Annotated in this window: 25 protein-coding genes; all 25 read right to left on the reverse strand. The window is 37.8% G+C overall.

From position 1 onward, the window contains the following. Positions 1–24 precede the first annotated feature (24 nt). Positions 25–357 carry an Ig-like domain-containing protein gene (locus AB2Q86_RS13605; RefSeq protein ID WP_069027283.1) on the reverse strand — a complete coding sequence of 111 codons (333 nt, stop codon included), beginning with the start codon at positions 355–357 and terminating at the stop codon, positions 25–27. After that, positions 287–724 (reverse strand): phage tail tube protein, encoded by a 438-nt coding sequence (locus AB2Q86_RS13610; protein WP_012582409.1) that lies wholly within the window; start codon positions 722–724, stop codon positions 287–289. Before AB2Q86_RS13610 ends, AB2Q86_RS13605 begins: the two co-directional genes overlap by 71 nt. A gap of 2 nt (positions 725–726) precedes the next feature. After that, positions 727–1,134 (reverse strand): minor capsid protein, encoded by a 408-nt coding sequence (locus AB2Q86_RS13615; RefSeq protein ID WP_012582408.1) that lies wholly within the window; start codon positions 1,132–1,134, stop codon positions 727–729. Then, positions 1,134–1,472, reverse strand: coding sequence for a minor capsid protein (locus tag AB2Q86_RS13620; protein WP_012582407.1), 339 nt, complete (start codon positions 1,470–1,472; stop codon positions 1,134–1,136). The genes AB2Q86_RS13615 and AB2Q86_RS13620 overlap by 1 nt, the downstream gene beginning before the upstream one ends. Then, complete coding sequence (locus AB2Q86_RS13625; protein ID WP_012582406.1) at positions 1,472–1,834, reverse strand: putative minor capsid protein; 363 nt, start codon at positions 1,832–1,834, stop codon at positions 1,472–1,474. The genes AB2Q86_RS13620 and AB2Q86_RS13625 overlap by 1 nt, the downstream gene beginning before the upstream one ends. Then, a complete protein-coding gene (locus AB2Q86_RS13630; protein WP_010990219.1) occupies positions 1,834–2,229 on the reverse strand; it encodes a hypothetical protein in 396 nt (131 codons plus the stop codon). The genes AB2Q86_RS13625 and AB2Q86_RS13630 overlap by 1 nt, the downstream gene beginning before the upstream one ends. Before the next feature lie 18 nt (positions 2,230–2,247). Further along, positions 2,248–3,249, reverse strand: coding sequence for a major capsid protein (locus tag AB2Q86_RS13635; RefSeq protein ID WP_012582405.1), 1,002 nt, complete (start codon positions 3,247–3,249; stop codon positions 2,248–2,250). Further along, positions 3,249–3,839: a phage scaffolding protein gene (locus AB2Q86_RS13640; RefSeq protein ID WP_012582404.1), complete on the reverse strand. Its 591-nt coding sequence runs from the start codon at positions 3,837–3,839 to the stop codon at positions 3,249–3,251. The genes AB2Q86_RS13635 and AB2Q86_RS13640 overlap by 1 nt, the downstream gene beginning before the upstream one ends. 78 nt (positions 3,840–3,917) lie before the next feature. Further along, positions 3,918–5,057: a phage minor capsid protein gene (locus AB2Q86_RS13645; protein ID WP_012582403.1), complete on the reverse strand. Its 1,140-nt coding sequence runs from the start codon at positions 5,055–5,057 to the stop codon at positions 3,918–3,920. Next, positions 5,058–6,827 (reverse strand): phage portal protein, encoded by a 1,770-nt coding sequence (locus AB2Q86_RS13650; protein WP_012582402.1) that lies wholly within the window; start codon positions 6,825–6,827, stop codon positions 5,058–5,060. Positions 6,828–6,839: 12 nt separating this feature from the next. Then, positions 6,840–8,171: a PBSX family phage terminase large subunit gene (locus AB2Q86_RS13655; RefSeq protein ID WP_012582401.1), complete on the reverse strand. Its 1,332-nt coding sequence runs from the start codon at positions 8,169–8,171 to the stop codon at positions 6,840–6,842. After that, a complete protein-coding gene (locus AB2Q86_RS13660; RefSeq protein ID WP_012582400.1) occupies positions 8,140–8,682 on the reverse strand; it encodes a terminase small subunit in 543 nt (180 codons plus the stop codon). The genes AB2Q86_RS13655 and AB2Q86_RS13660 overlap by 32 nt, the downstream gene beginning before the upstream one ends. Before the next feature lie 38 nt (positions 8,683–8,720). Beyond that, complete coding sequence (locus tag AB2Q86_RS13665; protein ID WP_012582399.1) at positions 8,721–9,020, reverse strand: hypothetical protein; 300 nt, start codon at positions 9,018–9,020, stop codon at positions 8,721–8,723. A 573-nt stretch (positions 9,021–9,593) separates the two neighbouring features. Continuing rightward, entirely contained in the window at positions 9,594–10,028 is a 435-nt protein-coding gene (locus AB2Q86_RS13670; RefSeq protein WP_003735131.1) for an ArpU family phage packaging/lysis transcriptional regulator, read from the reverse strand. Positions 10,029–10,046: 18 nt separating this feature from the next. Next, the gene (locus tag AB2Q86_RS13675; RefSeq protein ID WP_012582398.1) at positions 10,047–10,211 is read right to left on the reverse strand and encodes a hypothetical protein; all 165 of its coding nucleotides are present in this window, start codon (positions 10,209–10,211) and stop codon (positions 10,047–10,049) included. A gap of 10 nt (positions 10,212–10,221) precedes the next feature. Next, positions 10,222–10,347 carry a hypothetical protein gene (locus tag AB2Q86_RS13680; protein ID WP_003735129.1) on the reverse strand — a complete coding sequence of 42 codons (126 nt, stop codon included), beginning with the start codon at positions 10,345–10,347 and terminating at the stop codon, positions 10,222–10,224. Next, entirely contained in the window at positions 10,340–10,723 is a 384-nt protein-coding gene (locus AB2Q86_RS13685; protein WP_012582397.1) for a DUF2481 family protein, read from the reverse strand. Before AB2Q86_RS13685 ends, AB2Q86_RS13680 begins: the two co-directional genes overlap by 8 nt. A gap of 3 nt (positions 10,724–10,726) precedes the next feature. After that, positions 10,727–11,131 (reverse strand): DUF1064 domain-containing protein, encoded by a 405-nt coding sequence (locus AB2Q86_RS13690; protein ID WP_014589139.1) that lies wholly within the window; start codon positions 11,129–11,131, stop codon positions 10,727–10,729. Beyond that, the gene (locus AB2Q86_RS13695) at positions 11,076–11,258 is read right to left on the reverse strand and encodes a hypothetical protein (RefSeq protein ID WP_033533856.1); all 183 of its coding nucleotides are present in this window, start codon (positions 11,256–11,258) and stop codon (positions 11,076–11,078) included. The genes AB2Q86_RS13690 and AB2Q86_RS13695 overlap by 56 nt, the downstream gene beginning before the upstream one ends. A gap of 17 nt (positions 11,259–11,275) precedes the next feature. Beyond that, complete coding sequence (locus AB2Q86_RS13700) at positions 11,276–11,818, reverse strand: NUMOD4 domain-containing protein (protein WP_012582394.1); 543 nt, start codon at positions 11,816–11,818, stop codon at positions 11,276–11,278. Positions 11,819–11,833: 15 nt separating this feature from the next. Then, complete coding sequence (gene ssb, locus AB2Q86_RS13705) at positions 11,834–12,313, reverse strand: single-stranded DNA-binding protein (protein WP_012582393.1); 480 nt, start codon at positions 12,311–12,313, stop codon at positions 11,834–11,836. After that, the gene (locus tag AB2Q86_RS13710) at positions 12,310–12,711 is read right to left on the reverse strand and encodes a hypothetical protein (RefSeq protein WP_012582392.1); all 402 of its coding nucleotides are present in this window, start codon (positions 12,709–12,711) and stop codon (positions 12,310–12,312) included. The genes ssb and AB2Q86_RS13710 overlap by 4 nt, the downstream gene beginning before the upstream one ends. Positions 12,712–12,722: 11 nt before the next feature. Next, positions 12,723–12,950, reverse strand: a complete 228-nt coding sequence (locus tag AB2Q86_RS13715) for an ASCH/PUA domain-containing protein (RefSeq protein WP_012582391.1) — start codon at positions 12,948–12,950, stop codon at positions 12,723–12,725. Beyond that, a complete protein-coding gene (locus AB2Q86_RS13720) occupies positions 12,943–13,158 on the reverse strand; it encodes a hypothetical protein (protein ID WP_014589140.1) in 216 nt (71 codons plus the stop codon). The genes AB2Q86_RS13715 and AB2Q86_RS13720 overlap by 8 nt, the downstream gene beginning before the upstream one ends. After that, positions 13,140–13,340 carry a hypothetical protein gene (locus AB2Q86_RS13725; protein ID WP_012582389.1) on the reverse strand — a complete coding sequence of 67 codons (201 nt, stop codon included), beginning with the start codon at positions 13,338–13,340 and terminating at the stop codon, positions 13,140–13,142. Before AB2Q86_RS13725 ends, AB2Q86_RS13720 begins: the two co-directional genes overlap by 19 nt. Between the last annotated feature and the right edge of the window lie 10 nt (positions 13,341–13,350).

Consider the following 13,350-nt stretch of genomic DNA (forward strand, 5'->3'; position numbering starts at 1 on the left):
CTGCAAAAGTAAGGGCTTTGTTTATTATTCTGCTGCTTCTACTGTTACTTCAACAGTTTTCTTAATTGATGTTTTTTCTTTTGATGCAACTGTAATAGTTGCTGTTCCTTCTGCCATTCCCTCAATCACGCCACTTGCGTTAACTTTTGCTTTAGGCGGATTAGAAGAAGTGAAAGTTACTTCTTGGCTTGCGTTAGTAGGTAAAACAGAAGCTGTTAAAGCAACTGTTTCCCCTACCTTAATTGTGATTGTTTCGCTGTCCACTACAACGCTGGACGGGCTCTCATCAGGGTTTAGTAATTGTTGGTGTTTCGTCGTAAGCAATGCGACAACCAAATGCTGGGAACTCTGTAGCATCACCGCCACCAGCGGAACCTTTGATTTCTGATACAGTCGCTTTTCCGATAGCTGTTTCAGTATCCGGAATTTCGATTTTAAACATAATGCCGCGGTTTTCTGGCGTTCTACGTTTAGCGACAATTAAGTTTTGCGCTTCGTCTTCACGATCGTGTGTCCCTTCAAACGTGTAAGCTTCTGAGTAACCTAAAACAACTGTTTTTTCGTTGCCATCGCCGTCGTAATCGCCTTGCTCTTCAGTGTTATCAGACCCATCATCTGAAACGTTTGTAATCCATTTTGACAGGCGTTTCCATACTGGCTCGCCCACACCATCAACAATTTCAGCTACAAAGTATTTCGTTTTCGCATTTTTAATTCTAGCCATTTTTATTTTTCCTCGCTTTCAATATATAATTTGATTTTGAAACTAGCGCTATAAATAAACGTTCCATCGTCACTAGCAGAAACGAGGTTCGGCACACTAGTTGTTTCTTTGTCTTCTAGCACAAAGCTGTTATTTAAGCTCTGAATGCTTTCTAATTCTGTGTTATCAAAATAAGCAGTAATTGCATTCAACACATTTAAAACTTTCATTTCTTCCTTGCTAGAGCCGTTTAGGTTAAAAGAAAAAGACCGCTCATAAGAGCCGTCTTGATAACCTTGTTTATCGTTATTTGGAGTCAGTAGCAAAGCGATTGACTCGGGTTTTAATATCGCTGTTCTTAATTTCATATCTTTTAAATCGACGTTGTTTTCGATAGCATCCATAACACTATCTAAAAAATCTAATGACATTATAGTCCCTCCTCAACCGCTTTTTGTGCTACTTCTATCCAACTTTCTAGCTTATCTACTTTTGCACGTTGGTCCCATTTAGGACCAGCTAACGGATGATGTGAGAGTGTGAAATTGAAGTTTATTCCGTTGTAGAGTCTCCGTGCATAAATAGATGTCCACATTATTTCTTTGTCGTTCATAATAACGTATTGATTTGATAAATCACCCTCCAAAAACGGCACATAAAGCGCAATATCCGCAGCCGCTTGGTTAATTAAAGCAAACTGACCTCTTTCTTTCGCCTTTTTTACGCTCCCTTTTGCTTTTGAGAGGTCCACACGTACTTTAATCGGCATCAAACCACCTCGATTTCCCAATGATGCACGCTATTAGAAGTGGCATAGCAAGGTATAACTTTAACAATCTTATAAGCTTTTCCAGAGAAAAAAATTCTCGATCTACTTATAAAATCATATGGCACGTTCATGCTGTTCACTGCATCAATAAAAATAACCGCGTCATATCTATCACTATCAGATAATCCCGCGATTTGATTTGATTTTGAGAAATCGACACGAACATGTTCAATCTCAATGCCTTTTTCATAACCGACCTCATTGTGTCTACCTTCTTCTTTATACGCTTCATAGCTTATGTTATGAATTAACCAATCGAGAGGTAACGGAGGGGCGTTTGTTATCGGTTTTACTACTTTCATTAACGAACACCTACCCCGTTGTAAAGAAGACCTGTATGCGCTAAATAGGACCTTACATCACTGCCTACTAATCCGCTATTAAGCGATGTAGCAGTTGATGCAAAGTTACTATCACTAATAGAAGTTCTCCCAATACTCACGTTATCCGGCTTGGAAACAGCTAACTCACTTGTTCCGCCCGCCTCTTTGAAATACTCGATTTGATTACAAGTAGCTAACTGTATTTGATGCTGAATAAATTCGCTAAACGATTCAATCCCGCTTTTTCGTATTCGGTAAAATGTCACTGAATCGATTTTTCTTTCAGCGTGCTTTAACAGTTTGTCAAATTCATCTTGTTCCAAATGTTCCCCAGCATACTCGTTAGTATAAAATTCTAGTGTCGTGTAAGGCATAATATTCGCCCCCTTTTATCATGCTCCGCTAGCTGGTAATTCTTCAACTAGATGCTGAATACCAACGATACCGATTTGTTTATCTTCGTAAACTTTTTCCCAGTTTCCAGCTTTTGCTAGGTCCGCATTTGTTGGAGTGATTTCGTTAGCATCACGAACTGCATTTTTAAATTTAACTCCATATGGGTGCATTGTGAAAGCACGTCGAGTAAACACTTGGTCATTACCTTTAGAAGCATCACGAGCTGTTTCAAATGTTGTTAACTTAGCTGGGTTCCCTATGTTTCTTCCGATGGAACCTGTTGCAAATAAATATGAAGTGTATACTTTTGCTGCTCCTGTTCCTGTGGAAGGCACTCCGTCGTCTACAACTACACGATATCCTAAATAAGTTGGGATATTGACTTCCCCACGAGCATTTGGAATAAATGCAATTAAGTTTTGTTTTTGCAAGGCTGTATAAACCGCTGAATGCATAACCATTAAGCTTAAACGATCCGAAGAATCTCCAAGAAGCTGTTTTGCATCTAATACTAAATTCCCCGAAATTGCAGATGTTGGTTTTGATAGCAAGTGGGAACTTGCCAATGCACCGTTTTTAGCGAACAGTCCATTTAACACGGAAATTAGTACAGTTTGCTCTCGACGCATCCACCAAGAAGCGATTTTGCCCATTAAAGCGTCTAAAGGGTCGTCTCCTGAAATGACCGCCGCAAGTTCGTTGACTGACCAGCCGCGCCCACGATACATTACCGCCGCAATGTCAGCGCTAGCCGTAATTTTACCTGTTTCTAGTCCTTTTTCACCGTCACCTAAAGTTTCATCTTCGCCGTCTAAATCGTTCCAAAACGGCATATTAACAAGTAACCCGCCCGCTGTAATATTTTGCGCAACGCTTGGATCAGCAACTGCGATTCCCGATTGGATAATTGCTGATTTTTCAGATGTGAAGTTATCCATGTACGCATTAAAAACCTCTGGTGTTACTACGTCTAATAATTTTGTGATTTCATTTGCCATTATTCACTCTCTCCTTTTTCTGTTAAAAATTTTGTTAAATTAAATGAATCTGATTTTAAATTTTCCTTCAACGAACCGCTGAAACCAGCCGGAGCTGTTGGATTGCCACTGAATCCAAATTTCGGAACCGCTTCGCTTTCTTGAGCAAACAAATAAGCATCGCTTTCCTGCAATGCTCCTAGCTGTTCGTCAAGGCCTTTCAACCCTTCATCTGTTAATTCTAGTTTGTCGTTATCCAAAAGTGCTCTTACCGCCTTTGGATTTTTCGCTTTTGCACTAGCAAGTGCCAGTTCAATAGCTGAATTCTTTTTGGTTTCGGCAATTTCAGATTGGTAATTGGACTCTAAATCTGTATTTTTTTGCTGCAAGTCCTCGATTTGTTTTTTCAATTCTTCACTAGTACCAGAATCTTTTTTCAAATCGTCAATATCTTTGTCCCGTTGTGTTAGCTGGCTTTTTAAGCCGTCTCTCTCTGCTTCCACCTCAGATAATTGTTGTTTAGCAGCTGTAATGTCCTTACCGTTTTCAGCCATCACTTTATTAATGACTTCATCCTCCAAGCCTAAACCCTTTAAATATTCTCTTTGCATCTTTGTTCCTCCTCCGATATTTTTACGCGGCAACGACCGCGAGAGCCGTCTTTTTACGACTTCCGAACAGGTCGAATGTTAGGCATATACTTTTTCTCTGCTATACTGTCTTGTTAAATTGTGCGTTTTTACAAATGTCCTTAGCTTGCTTTGCTTCGTTCTAACAGCTTGTTTAGCCTTTTTAACTGCTAGTTCATCACCGAGCTCTTCGGCAGCTGATAATTTGCGTTTAGCTGCTCTTATATCACGTTCCATCAATCGTTGTTGCTGACTCAACATATAAACGCGTTTGTTTTCTTCTTCGTCTACTAGCTCGCTCTCGTCCGGCGCAATGTTAATGCCTTCAATAAAAGCAAAACGATGATGACGGCAATTACAACCGAAAACACCATCACCGTATCCATACCGCAATTCTGGTGAATAAATAGACATGTATTTATTGCCATATTTTGAGCGAGTTTCTTCAACAGATAACAAACAGATAACTTTGCCTTGAATGATTGAACATGTTGGTCGAGCGCCTATGTGTTGCGAAATACGCACTAAATCAACGCCGAATTCATTCATTCGCTCGTCTTCAATGCTGTTATAAACGCTGTTGACGGTTGTTCTTGTAACGGTTCGGACGTATGCTTCAGGTGTCCACCGCTTATTAGCTTTATCTACAAGCGCAGGAACGCCATTTTCAGCGAATTTAGTTACTGTTTCAGCTAATGCTTGTCTATGTGTTTTTAAACCGGCTAAGACGCTCTGTGTCGTTTCGTGTATGATATCTGAGTATATTTGTCTTGCTTGCGATAACATCGTTTGATTGATGCGCTTATAGTTGCTTTGCGCTAACTTAAAATAACTTCTCATTACTTTATCGACTATCGTTTGCCCGTCACCCACAAGCGGCAACACAGCACCTGCTTCGGCTAATTTACTGAAATAGTTATCTACTTGTTTTAAATCGCTATATCCTGCGTCTTTGACAATAGAAAAAAGCTTCTTAGTCGAAACGCCGGAAGCTTTGGAAATTTTATTTATCATTTGCTGATCTAGTGCATGAACTTGATTAAGTTTTTCTATTTGCCAAGCCAACACATTGTCAGCGCTGATATTTTTCTTTGTTTTCAATCGTCTAACAATAAGAGTGAACAGTTCATTTTCGAGCGTTGTGTATACATCAACGACCGGTTGCACAAATAAGTCAAGTTGTCGTGGAGTTAGTGCCATCTAATCCACTTCCTTTTTAGAAGTCTTTTCCTTCTCTTTGATAGTGAAGCCATTGCCAGCATCCGCTAAAATCTTTCTCGCTTTTTCTTCATCAAATGGAAATGCAGCAACAATCATTTCAAGTGCTGAATTATAAGGAAGCTCTCCTTTAGCCACTGATTGAACTATATTGACTAATGAAGTTATTTGAGCGCCGTTTAGTGACACCTCTTGAATAGTTTCGCCTGCAACAGCACTAGCTTCTAATGTCCCGTCCGCGTTTTCATCTGGTAGCTCAATATCTCCCAACAATCCAGATAAATCATTCCCCGGAATTTCTGCTCGTGCATCTTTTTCTATCTCTTCTTTCCACTCTTCCGCTTCTGCATCGGTAATATTCCAAGCACGCTGTAAAGCAATTTTCAGCGGAATCATACCTTGGTTTTTCGCAGTAGTATAACGATTGATAGTTGTATCTTCGTCTTGCGCTATAGAGTCGTCAAAATCGACTGTAATCGTGTCTAACTCAACTATATCGCCAGAATATGCCTCAATAAATTTCCCGACCTCAAGAATGCTCACAATCATTTCTTTTATGCCTTGCTCGATTAGTTGCGAATGACTGTTTTTAGTTTGATAGGTTTCTGACTTCTCGCTTACAACTTCTGTAGCTGTTTTTAAGCCGTTTTCATCGAAAGTGAATGTGCCAGCAGATAATCCAACTTGCATCGCATAAATGCGTAGCATTGCGTTTATAGACTCGATAAACTCAGTTGAACGAATCTCTACAGATATATCTTTTACTGATTTACCATCTGCATCCTGGTCACCTTGATATAAAAAGAATGCTTCATCAGTTGAATCGAAATACTGTGAAGTCGAGCCATCCAAGTTAACAGCCGTTTTAACGAAGCTCGAAGGCACCAACACTTTCTTTTTGCCTAATTTAAATTCTTGATAGTATGAATCGAACATCAAATCAAGCGTTTTTAATGTGTCTAATGCATTAGCATAAATGGAAATGCCGAGCGGGCTCGTTAGATTCTTGTTATTCGCAATGTTAGGTTTGATATAAGTAAATGTCGGACGTGTAAACTTTGACAATGACGCAACAGGCTCAATATCATCAAACAGTAACGCTAAACTTACTTTTGTACCAAGCTCGTTCGGGTCGTCTGATTGGTATAACTCCGTTGTGACTGTGTATACTTCTACTTTCTCCCCTTTCCATTCGAGCCATTCGAGCAACGTATAATATTTATCGTTTTTATGAAAACTATTAGATATAACACATTCGTCTACATTCTCGCTATCATTTGACAAAGGATACATACAATCAGCTGTCGCAAATGAAACTTTGACGTTTTTATTGCCGTCGTGGTAAACCTTTATCACAAAACCGCCCATCGCTTCGCCGTACTCAATGTAACGCTCCATATTTTTTGTAAAACCGTTCGTTTTCAATACATTAAGCACGAATTCCTCAGCGGCTTTATCATCAATATTGATTTTCACTTTCTCATTAAAAAGAAGTTTAGACATGTACTTAGCTGTAACTTTCGGCAAATTCATAGATAATTGACGTCTGTTAACCGGATTGCCATTATGCTCATAATTGAGATTATGCCATTCGGCGTAATGACCTTGATACAGCCGTTTCCACATGTCAATATACTTATAATCTTCATCATTAGCATTTACTTTTTTATGGTCTTTTACATCTTTCAGTGCTTTCAATAGTCCCATTCTCCGCATCACTCCTTTCACGCTTGCGATTATTTGATTAATCAAGGTTTTCACCTCCTAATATTTGAGCCCCAATTTGCGTAAATTATCTTTTACATAATATTGAAAAGCGTCACACGTATGATCGTCTTCTTTGATGACCTCAGGCTTATCTGTATTAACTGTTTTAACATCCCACTGATACTTACGATGCTCTTCGATGAATATTTGATTTTCTTGTATATCAAGATAATAAAAACGACCTTGCGCTAACAAATCACATGCAAAGTCAACCATATCTACTTTCTTGCTTTTTGCCACAGGATGTAAGCTAATGCCGTAATCCTTGTAATACTGATTACGAAGTCCACCTTCTGCGCTATCAACTGTCTGCGTATCAACTGGAACGCTGTACATTTTCACAACTTTAGTCATGAACTCTCTCAGCTCTTTTGAGTAATCGCTAGGCGCTTTCTTAACCACTTGGTTTGCGGGGCTATAATAGTACGTGTCTAATAAAATTACATTTCGCTTTGCTGTAAGCCCGAAAGCTAAACACGTAGTAGCTGAAACTTGATGTCCTGTATCAATAGCAAAGTCAATTAAAATAAGCCTGTCATCCGCAGGAATAGCATTAAGCGATTGAAACAGGTTCATGTTATAAACATTATCGCCAAGACCAATTACTTCACCTAAATACATCCATCTATAATAATCGAAGTCGTTCTTCTTGTATTTCTCAATCTTCTTAATGATTTGCTTAGATAAAAAGCCTTTTTCATCATTCAAGTAAGTGGTGTGATGTATTAAATAATCATCGTCACTTCGTCTATTATCTACATATTCATTCACCCACTCATAAGGATTTCGAGGCGGGTTAAATGACATGTACGTTGTAACTTCTTGATTATCTGGTAAATCTTCGCGGATAAATGTATCTTCTACCACATCAATATCAGTCACACCGGAAAATTCGGCTAATTCCTCGAACCAAAGAGCGCTAACATAACCGACCGGTATTTTCATAGATTTAAGCTTTGCTGGATCATCACAACCAGAAAAATAAAAGCCGGTTCCCCATTTTTTGTGGATAATTTCCATTGGTGATTTACCGAAGTTAAATTGGTCCGCAACGCCCATTTCATATAAAGCCCATTTAATCTGCTGATAGACTGACTTATAAAGTGTATTAGCTACTTTACGAAGACACACCATATTAGATTGCGGATTAGCCATTTTCTTCTCAACTAGCTTTAAACTGATAACAGACGACTTCATAGAAGAACGTCCGCCCTTGGCTATGATGTGATTATGTTTAGATAGCCACAAGTCATAAAAAGCAGGATTAATCATATCTGTTACATTGATAACCTGGTAATCAATTAGTTGTTTGTGTATCGTCGCGTTCATCGGTGCCACCTGCCTTTTTGTCAAGGTAGGCTTGCATTTCATCAACGTTCGACATGATAATTGTTGTTGTTCCTTGATTGCTTTCTTGCTTTGTATCTGCTCTTAACTTATTGATTTGCGCTTGAATAAGCTCTTCTTGTAATTTGTCTCTGCCGCCTGCTACATGGCGCTTAACAATCTCTTTTAGCGCTGATACCCGTTGATTGATGTCAGCACTCTTTGTAACGACGGAAAAGCCATCTCCATTCGAAACAATTACTTCTTCTTCCATTTCACCTCGAGCTATTTCGGTGAATAATTGCATAGCCTCTGTATAGCCCATCACTCGCTTTTCTTCGAGTTCACTTAAAACCTTGTCTATATAGCCTTTTATAACTGGTTTTGACAAGTTTTCGGTCGCTATACGATTAGCCGTTTTCGAGCTATAACCAGCAAGGCGAGCGGCTTCTGTAGCATTACCGCACTTTATATATTCATCTGCAAATCGTTTTTGTTTTTCGGTTAGTTTCACTACATATCACCAACTCCCTTATTTTAATTAACTGAAATCTAATCTACATCTTGCTTATGAAATAAATTATTATCCTTCAAGAACTGATGCAATGTAATTCCCACTCTATTTACTACATCCTCGTCTTGCTCTTCAAAGCCCGATTCATAAAAGATTGCATGTACTATTTCATGAACCAATATTTGTTCTTTTCTTTCTTCGGATAATCCTTCTAAAATTTCGATATGATTATCATAAAAGACACATACTCCCCAACTATCCGCGTCATTATCAACTAAAGTTTTTTCTTGAACATCGTAATTAACAGCGCCTATTTTAACCTGTTTTGGAATCGCCATAAGCTTCCCCCTTTATTTTTATGTATCAAAAAAGCCCCGAATAATCGGAGCTATAACTATTATTTAATATCCGTAGTTATGAAACCAGTAGACTTCTACGGTGACGAACGTCTTCGTCTTGTCTTTTGTTTCCTCATTTAATATGCTTAGTGCTTACCAATTTGGCTGAGGTATCTACATACTGCGTACAGCATGAGACTGGCTATTAAAAGCCTTCCTGTCAGAACTTATCTGCTATTAAATAGAGAGAAGGCATTGTCGTTTAAATATACTCGGCAAGGATTTGCACCTTGCATGAACTAATTAATTTGTTTTACAGGAGTTTTAAGCTAAGACATACGTTTCTTAGCCACACTAGTTCTATCCTGTGCTTCGTCTACCTATTCCGTCACGAGTATAAACTGTTAACGTACAGCATAACGCCACAAGCGTGTTTTACATCCAGTATGGATAGGATGTGAGAAGTAAAGTGCAGACTCAACATAAAATTTTATTTTTGTAATCATCTTTACTTCTCACTAATATCATATTATCACCTTTTTTTGCTCAAAAAGTGCCAGAAAAGTGCCATTTTCAATTTAGCACTTCAATCCCAAGTGTTGTTGCTAATTCAATAACAGCCTTCCGTTTCTCTCTTTTGTATTGCCTTTCTTCGTAAGGAATATCAAGCATAATAGTTATATCTTGTAAGTTATGAATGAACTTCTCAAAGAGTATCTTTCTATGAATGTGCTCAAGTTGATTCAAAATAGCATCGTATTTTTTAACCGCTTCTTGTGCCGCATGAACGTTATCGACATTATGAATTGCAGCATCTTCTACTTTTGAATGAAATTCATTACTGAAATTCGGTGGCGTTAATTTGTATGTTGTCGTCATTGTTGGCAATTTACGACTTCCTGCCATCACTCGCAGCATTAAATAGTCTTTAAAGAACTTTCTTACTGCTCTGACTGTCTGAATGTAGTTAATATCTTCAACTTGTGGTAGATTGAATAGTTGTCCCATAAAGTCGCCCCCATCACTTTATAAATTTTCGATAAACTCCCTTATTTTCTCAACCTTTTCAGCTGTATCAATAAAAGATTCTTCACTAATTGCTTCTAATTCAATATTATAATTAGCGATTTCTATGTCCTCTCCGTGACAAATTGTTTCTCTGGTAAATACATTTAACTTTTCAATTTGCATTTTCATCCTCCTAAAACATATTACTCCAAGCCCAAAATATCCCTTTAACTGCTAATCCTAGTACAAAAATCAGTACTAGAACCCATAAGGCGTAAATAGTGAAAGCTCCTATAAATTTCGCTACTTTATCAATCATTCCATATCTCCTTATTTTTTTGATATTCGTTCATGTCAAAAATCTGATAGTATTCTTTTTTGTTTCTTTGTGTGTAATTGAAAACTACAGCCTTCGACACTTTGAAATGCTCTGCGATTGCGTAACACGTTAGTCCTGCATTACGTAAATCAGCGAATTCACGAATTGTAATTTCCGGCCGTTTTTTCTTTTTCACGATTCGATCGAACGTTTTGGTCCAGTAAGTTTTTTGCTTTTCTATTGTATTCTCGTTCATTAGTTGATTGAGTTCTTTTTGCAACTTTAGTAATTCGTCAAGCTCTACATCGTTATTTGCTATATAACTAATTATCTCCCGCTGCCTCGCTTTACTCTTCGTTATCTCCATTACCGCCATTTGTCACACCTCCACGAAATTTCGCCCTTTCAGCTTCAAACACTTAATTGATTGCATATAACGCAGTTCGAAAAGTTTTTGTTTGATTCGAAACTCTTTTGTTAACATGCCTTTTATGTCGATTAATTCCTCATGTCCATCACTGTAACGAACGAGAAAATCAGCTTTATATTTAATCGCTCGATACAGTTTCCCATTTTTCCGAAAGCTTTCTTGTAGCACAAATTCTGGCTGTAAATCGAAACTCACTACTTCACCAGTCATTTTTAATAGTTTCAATTGCTGATAATATGCTGCTTCCGCTTTGCTATCGAACTTTATATTGTCAATAACAACTTTCTTCGCATTATATTTACTTCGCGTACTCGTTCGCCTCGTTAATGACGAACGCCGTATATTTCGCCTCAATCTCTTCGTCCCCCATACTTTCGATTTCGCTAATTTGGTAGTTTGTGACTTCTGCAATCGCATTAGCCATTTGTCTGATGCTCATTGATCTATTTCTCAACTTTTTTATTGCTGTTTCTGCTGTCATTTTTATTCACCCTTTTATTAATTTTTAGAAATCCTTTCGAATAGTTCAAAATTGCCAATAACGGTGCTTCCTTCTTTGAGCTTTTGTGATATATAACCGTGGCTTTTCCCTAAAAAGCGACTAGCTTCTGTTTTGCTCCGGAAATATTTAGTTTCTTTAGTTTTAGAATTAACCAAGACTATGGCTTGTGCGTTTTCATTTAAACGATTGTCGAATGCGTGTAATAAATTTTCTCTATAATTACACCATTCTAGGTTATTAACGTTATTATTACTTGGGTTACAATCTTTATGGTTAATTAAGGTTTTATTTGGTATTTGCGGAATAAACGTTAATGCAATAATCCTATGAACTAAATAATCCTTACTATTTCCATTCTTCCATAGAGAAACGCGTTTATATCCACCTTTATCTTGCTTCTGTTTTAAAATTCTTTGCTTCCATCTGCGCTTTCCGTGTTTACTTGAAAATGTAGTTTTTTCTTCATGCGTTCTTATATTACCTTCGTTACTAGCTTGATAGATTAATTCATATCCTGGTACATCCTTCCAAATTTCCATTTTGTTTTCACTCCTTTAGAAAGGTAAATCATCCGGATTAATATCAATCGGCTTACCTTCGTTTGCAAATGAATCGCTCTTCTGGCTCGTATCCGCTCGATATGAGCTTGTTTGATTGTTGTTTGAATAATTAGCTTGATTTTGGTAATTATTCGATGTATCGCCCTCTGCGTGGTTTCTAGGCTCTAAGAATTGAACTGACTCAGCAACTACTTCTGTAACGAAAACTCGTTTACCGTCGCTATCCTCGTAATTACGGGTTTGAATTCGTCCATCAACGCCCGCCATGCTTCCTTTCTTCAAGAAATTAGCAACGTTTTCTGCTGGTTTACGCCAAACAACACAATTAATGAAATCTGCTTCTTGTTCTCCTTGTGCATTTTTAAATGGGCGATTTACTGCTAGCGTAAAAGTCGCAACAGCTACGCCTGCTGGTGTGTATCTTAAATCCGGGTCTTTCGTTAGTCGTCCTACAAGTACTACACGATTCATCATTTACCTTCCCCCTCAAAATCTTTAATTTCCGGTCGTTCTCCGTGAGTTTCAACCATATATTTTTTTGTTTTTTCAACTTCTTTTCTAAATTTGTCTAATCCATTTGCTTCGATTTTTTTCTGGATTAAAGGAATCACTTTATATTTATAAAATTCAATTGCTGTATTGCGAGTGCTTACATCTAGGAAATCTATGAGATCGATTGGATAATTTAACAATGAAGCTCCACTAGATATTTCATTAACGTGCAAGAATACTTGGGTTAATGCCCTTTCCGGATAAATTGCAAAGTCTATTCCGTCAATCGTCACTTGTGTTCCCGTTTTCGCAACCCATCCACTTTTCGTTGCAATCTGGAACACTTTATCTATTTCAGATATTTTTATTGTATTAGTCATTTGATTACCTCCTATACAATCCCTAAGACGACAAATCCGTCTTTTTGCTCATAATCTGTCATGTAAACTACTTCAACAGCGATCTGAAAGCCTGAAAATTCATTGTTCCATTCGCGTAAAATCAAAATATCTCCTACTTGGAAGTCACGGTCATTCTTTCTAATTTCGAAGGTTTTACGCCCTTCCGTCACAGCTGCAAAAAAATCGGGTGTTATTTTTAATTCGTGTGTTTTAGTCATTCTTCCAATCAACTCCTTTACATTTCGGACAATCCACATATTTTGCTCTTGTTAAATCACTTGCATTGTATCGAGCGTAAGCGACAAGTACTTTTATAGTTCCAGTTCCTCCGCACATATCGCAAGGTAGTAGTTTTGGCATTTCAATCGCTGGGTCGATTTTAAATAAATCACTGAAATTAGTATCGGTCATTTTCCAGCCATCCAATCGCCTCCACCAATGTTGTACCATGTTTTACACGCTGTACATTGGACATATACCGGACGATTAATTTTTATACTTTCAAAAATAGCTATTGCATTAGAAGTTGTATTCATCCAACCACATTCCGGGCAGCTTGAACGTGCTTCGTCAGGTTCTCTGGAAAAATAAAATCCGACTTTTTTCATTCTTCTTTTC

It is taken from the genome of Listeria monocytogenes, assembly GCF_041765605.1.
Lineage (GTDB): Bacteria > Bacillota > Bacilli > Lactobacillales > Listeriaceae > Listeria > Listeria monocytogenes_D.

What these genes read in the sequence shown, in the direction of transcription:
- AB2Q86_RS13605 (WP_069027283.1), bottom strand. Translation starts at nt 357, where the DNA reads ATGCTACAGAGTTCCCAGCATTTGGTTGTCGCATTGCTTACGACGAAA.
- AB2Q86_RS13610 (WP_012582409.1), bottom strand. Translation starts at nt 724, where the DNA reads ATGGCTAGAATTAAAAATGCGAAAACGAAATACTTTGTAGCTGAAATT.
- AB2Q86_RS13615 (WP_012582408.1), bottom strand. Translation starts at nt 1,134, where the DNA reads ATGTCATTAGATTTTTTAGATAGTGTTATGGATGCTATCGAAAACAAC.
- AB2Q86_RS13620 (WP_012582407.1), bottom strand. Translation starts at nt 1,472, where the DNA reads ATGCCGATTAAAGTACGTGTGGACCTCTCAAAAGCAAAAGGGAGCGTA.
- AB2Q86_RS13625 (WP_012582406.1), bottom strand. Translation starts at nt 1,834, where the DNA reads ATGAAAGTAGTAAAACCGATAACAAACGCCCCTCCGTTACCTCTCGAT.
- AB2Q86_RS13630 (WP_010990219.1), bottom strand. Translation starts at nt 2,229, where the DNA reads ATGCCTTACACGACACTAGAATTTTATACTAACGAGTATGCTGGGGAA.
- AB2Q86_RS13635 (WP_012582405.1), bottom strand. Translation starts at nt 3,249, where the DNA reads ATGGCAAATGAAATCACAAAATTATTAGACGTAGTAACACCAGAGGTT.
- AB2Q86_RS13640 (WP_012582404.1), bottom strand. Translation starts at nt 3,839, where the DNA reads ATGCAAAGAGAATATTTAAAGGGTTTAGGCTTGGAGGATGAAGTCATT.
- AB2Q86_RS13645 (WP_012582403.1), bottom strand. Translation starts at nt 5,057, where the DNA reads ATGGCACTAACTCCACGACAACTTGACTTATTTGTGCAACCGGTCGTT.
- AB2Q86_RS13655 (WP_012582401.1), bottom strand. Translation starts at nt 8,171, where the DNA reads ATGAACGCGACGATACACAAACAACTAATTGATTACCAGGTTATCAAT.
- AB2Q86_RS13665 (WP_012582399.1), bottom strand. Translation starts at nt 9,020, where the DNA reads ATGGCGATTCCAAAACAGGTTAAAATAGGCGCTGTTAATTACGATGTT.
- AB2Q86_RS13670 (WP_003735131.1), bottom strand. Translation starts at nt 10,028, where the DNA reads ATGGGACAACTATTCAATCTACCACAAGTTGAAGATATTAACTACATT.
- AB2Q86_RS13675 (WP_012582398.1), bottom strand. Translation starts at nt 10,211, where the DNA reads ATGCAAATTGAAAAGTTAAATGTATTTACCAGAGAAACAATTTGTCAC.
- AB2Q86_RS13680 (WP_003735129.1), bottom strand. Translation starts at nt 10,347, where the DNA reads ATGATTGATAAAGTAGCGAAATTTATAGGAGCTTTCACTATTTACGCC.
- AB2Q86_RS13685 (WP_012582397.1), bottom strand. Translation starts at nt 10,723, where the DNA reads ATGGCGGTAATGGAGATAACGAAGAGTAAAGCGAGGCAGCGGGAGATA.
- AB2Q86_RS13695 (WP_033533856.1), bottom strand. Translation starts at nt 11,258, where the DNA reads ATGACAGCAGAAACAGCAATAAAAAAGTTGAGAAATAGATCAATGAGC.
- AB2Q86_RS13700 (WP_012582394.1), bottom strand. Translation starts at nt 11,818, where the DNA reads ATGGAAATTTGGAAGGATGTACCAGGATATGAATTAATCTATCAAGCT.
- ssb (WP_012582393.1), bottom strand. Translation starts at nt 12,313, where the DNA reads ATGATGAATCGTGTAGTACTTGTAGGACGACTAACGAAAGACCCGGAT.
- AB2Q86_RS13710 (WP_012582392.1), bottom strand. Translation starts at nt 12,711, where the DNA reads ATGACTAATACAATAAAAATATCTGAAATAGATAAAGTGTTCCAGATT.
- AB2Q86_RS13715 (WP_012582391.1), bottom strand. Translation starts at nt 12,950, where the DNA reads ATGACTAAAACACACGAATTAAAAATAACACCCGATTTTTTTGCAGCT.
- AB2Q86_RS13725 (WP_012582389.1), bottom strand. Translation starts at nt 13,340, where the DNA reads ATGAAAAAAGTCGGATTTTATTTTTCCAGAGAACCTGACGAAGCACGT.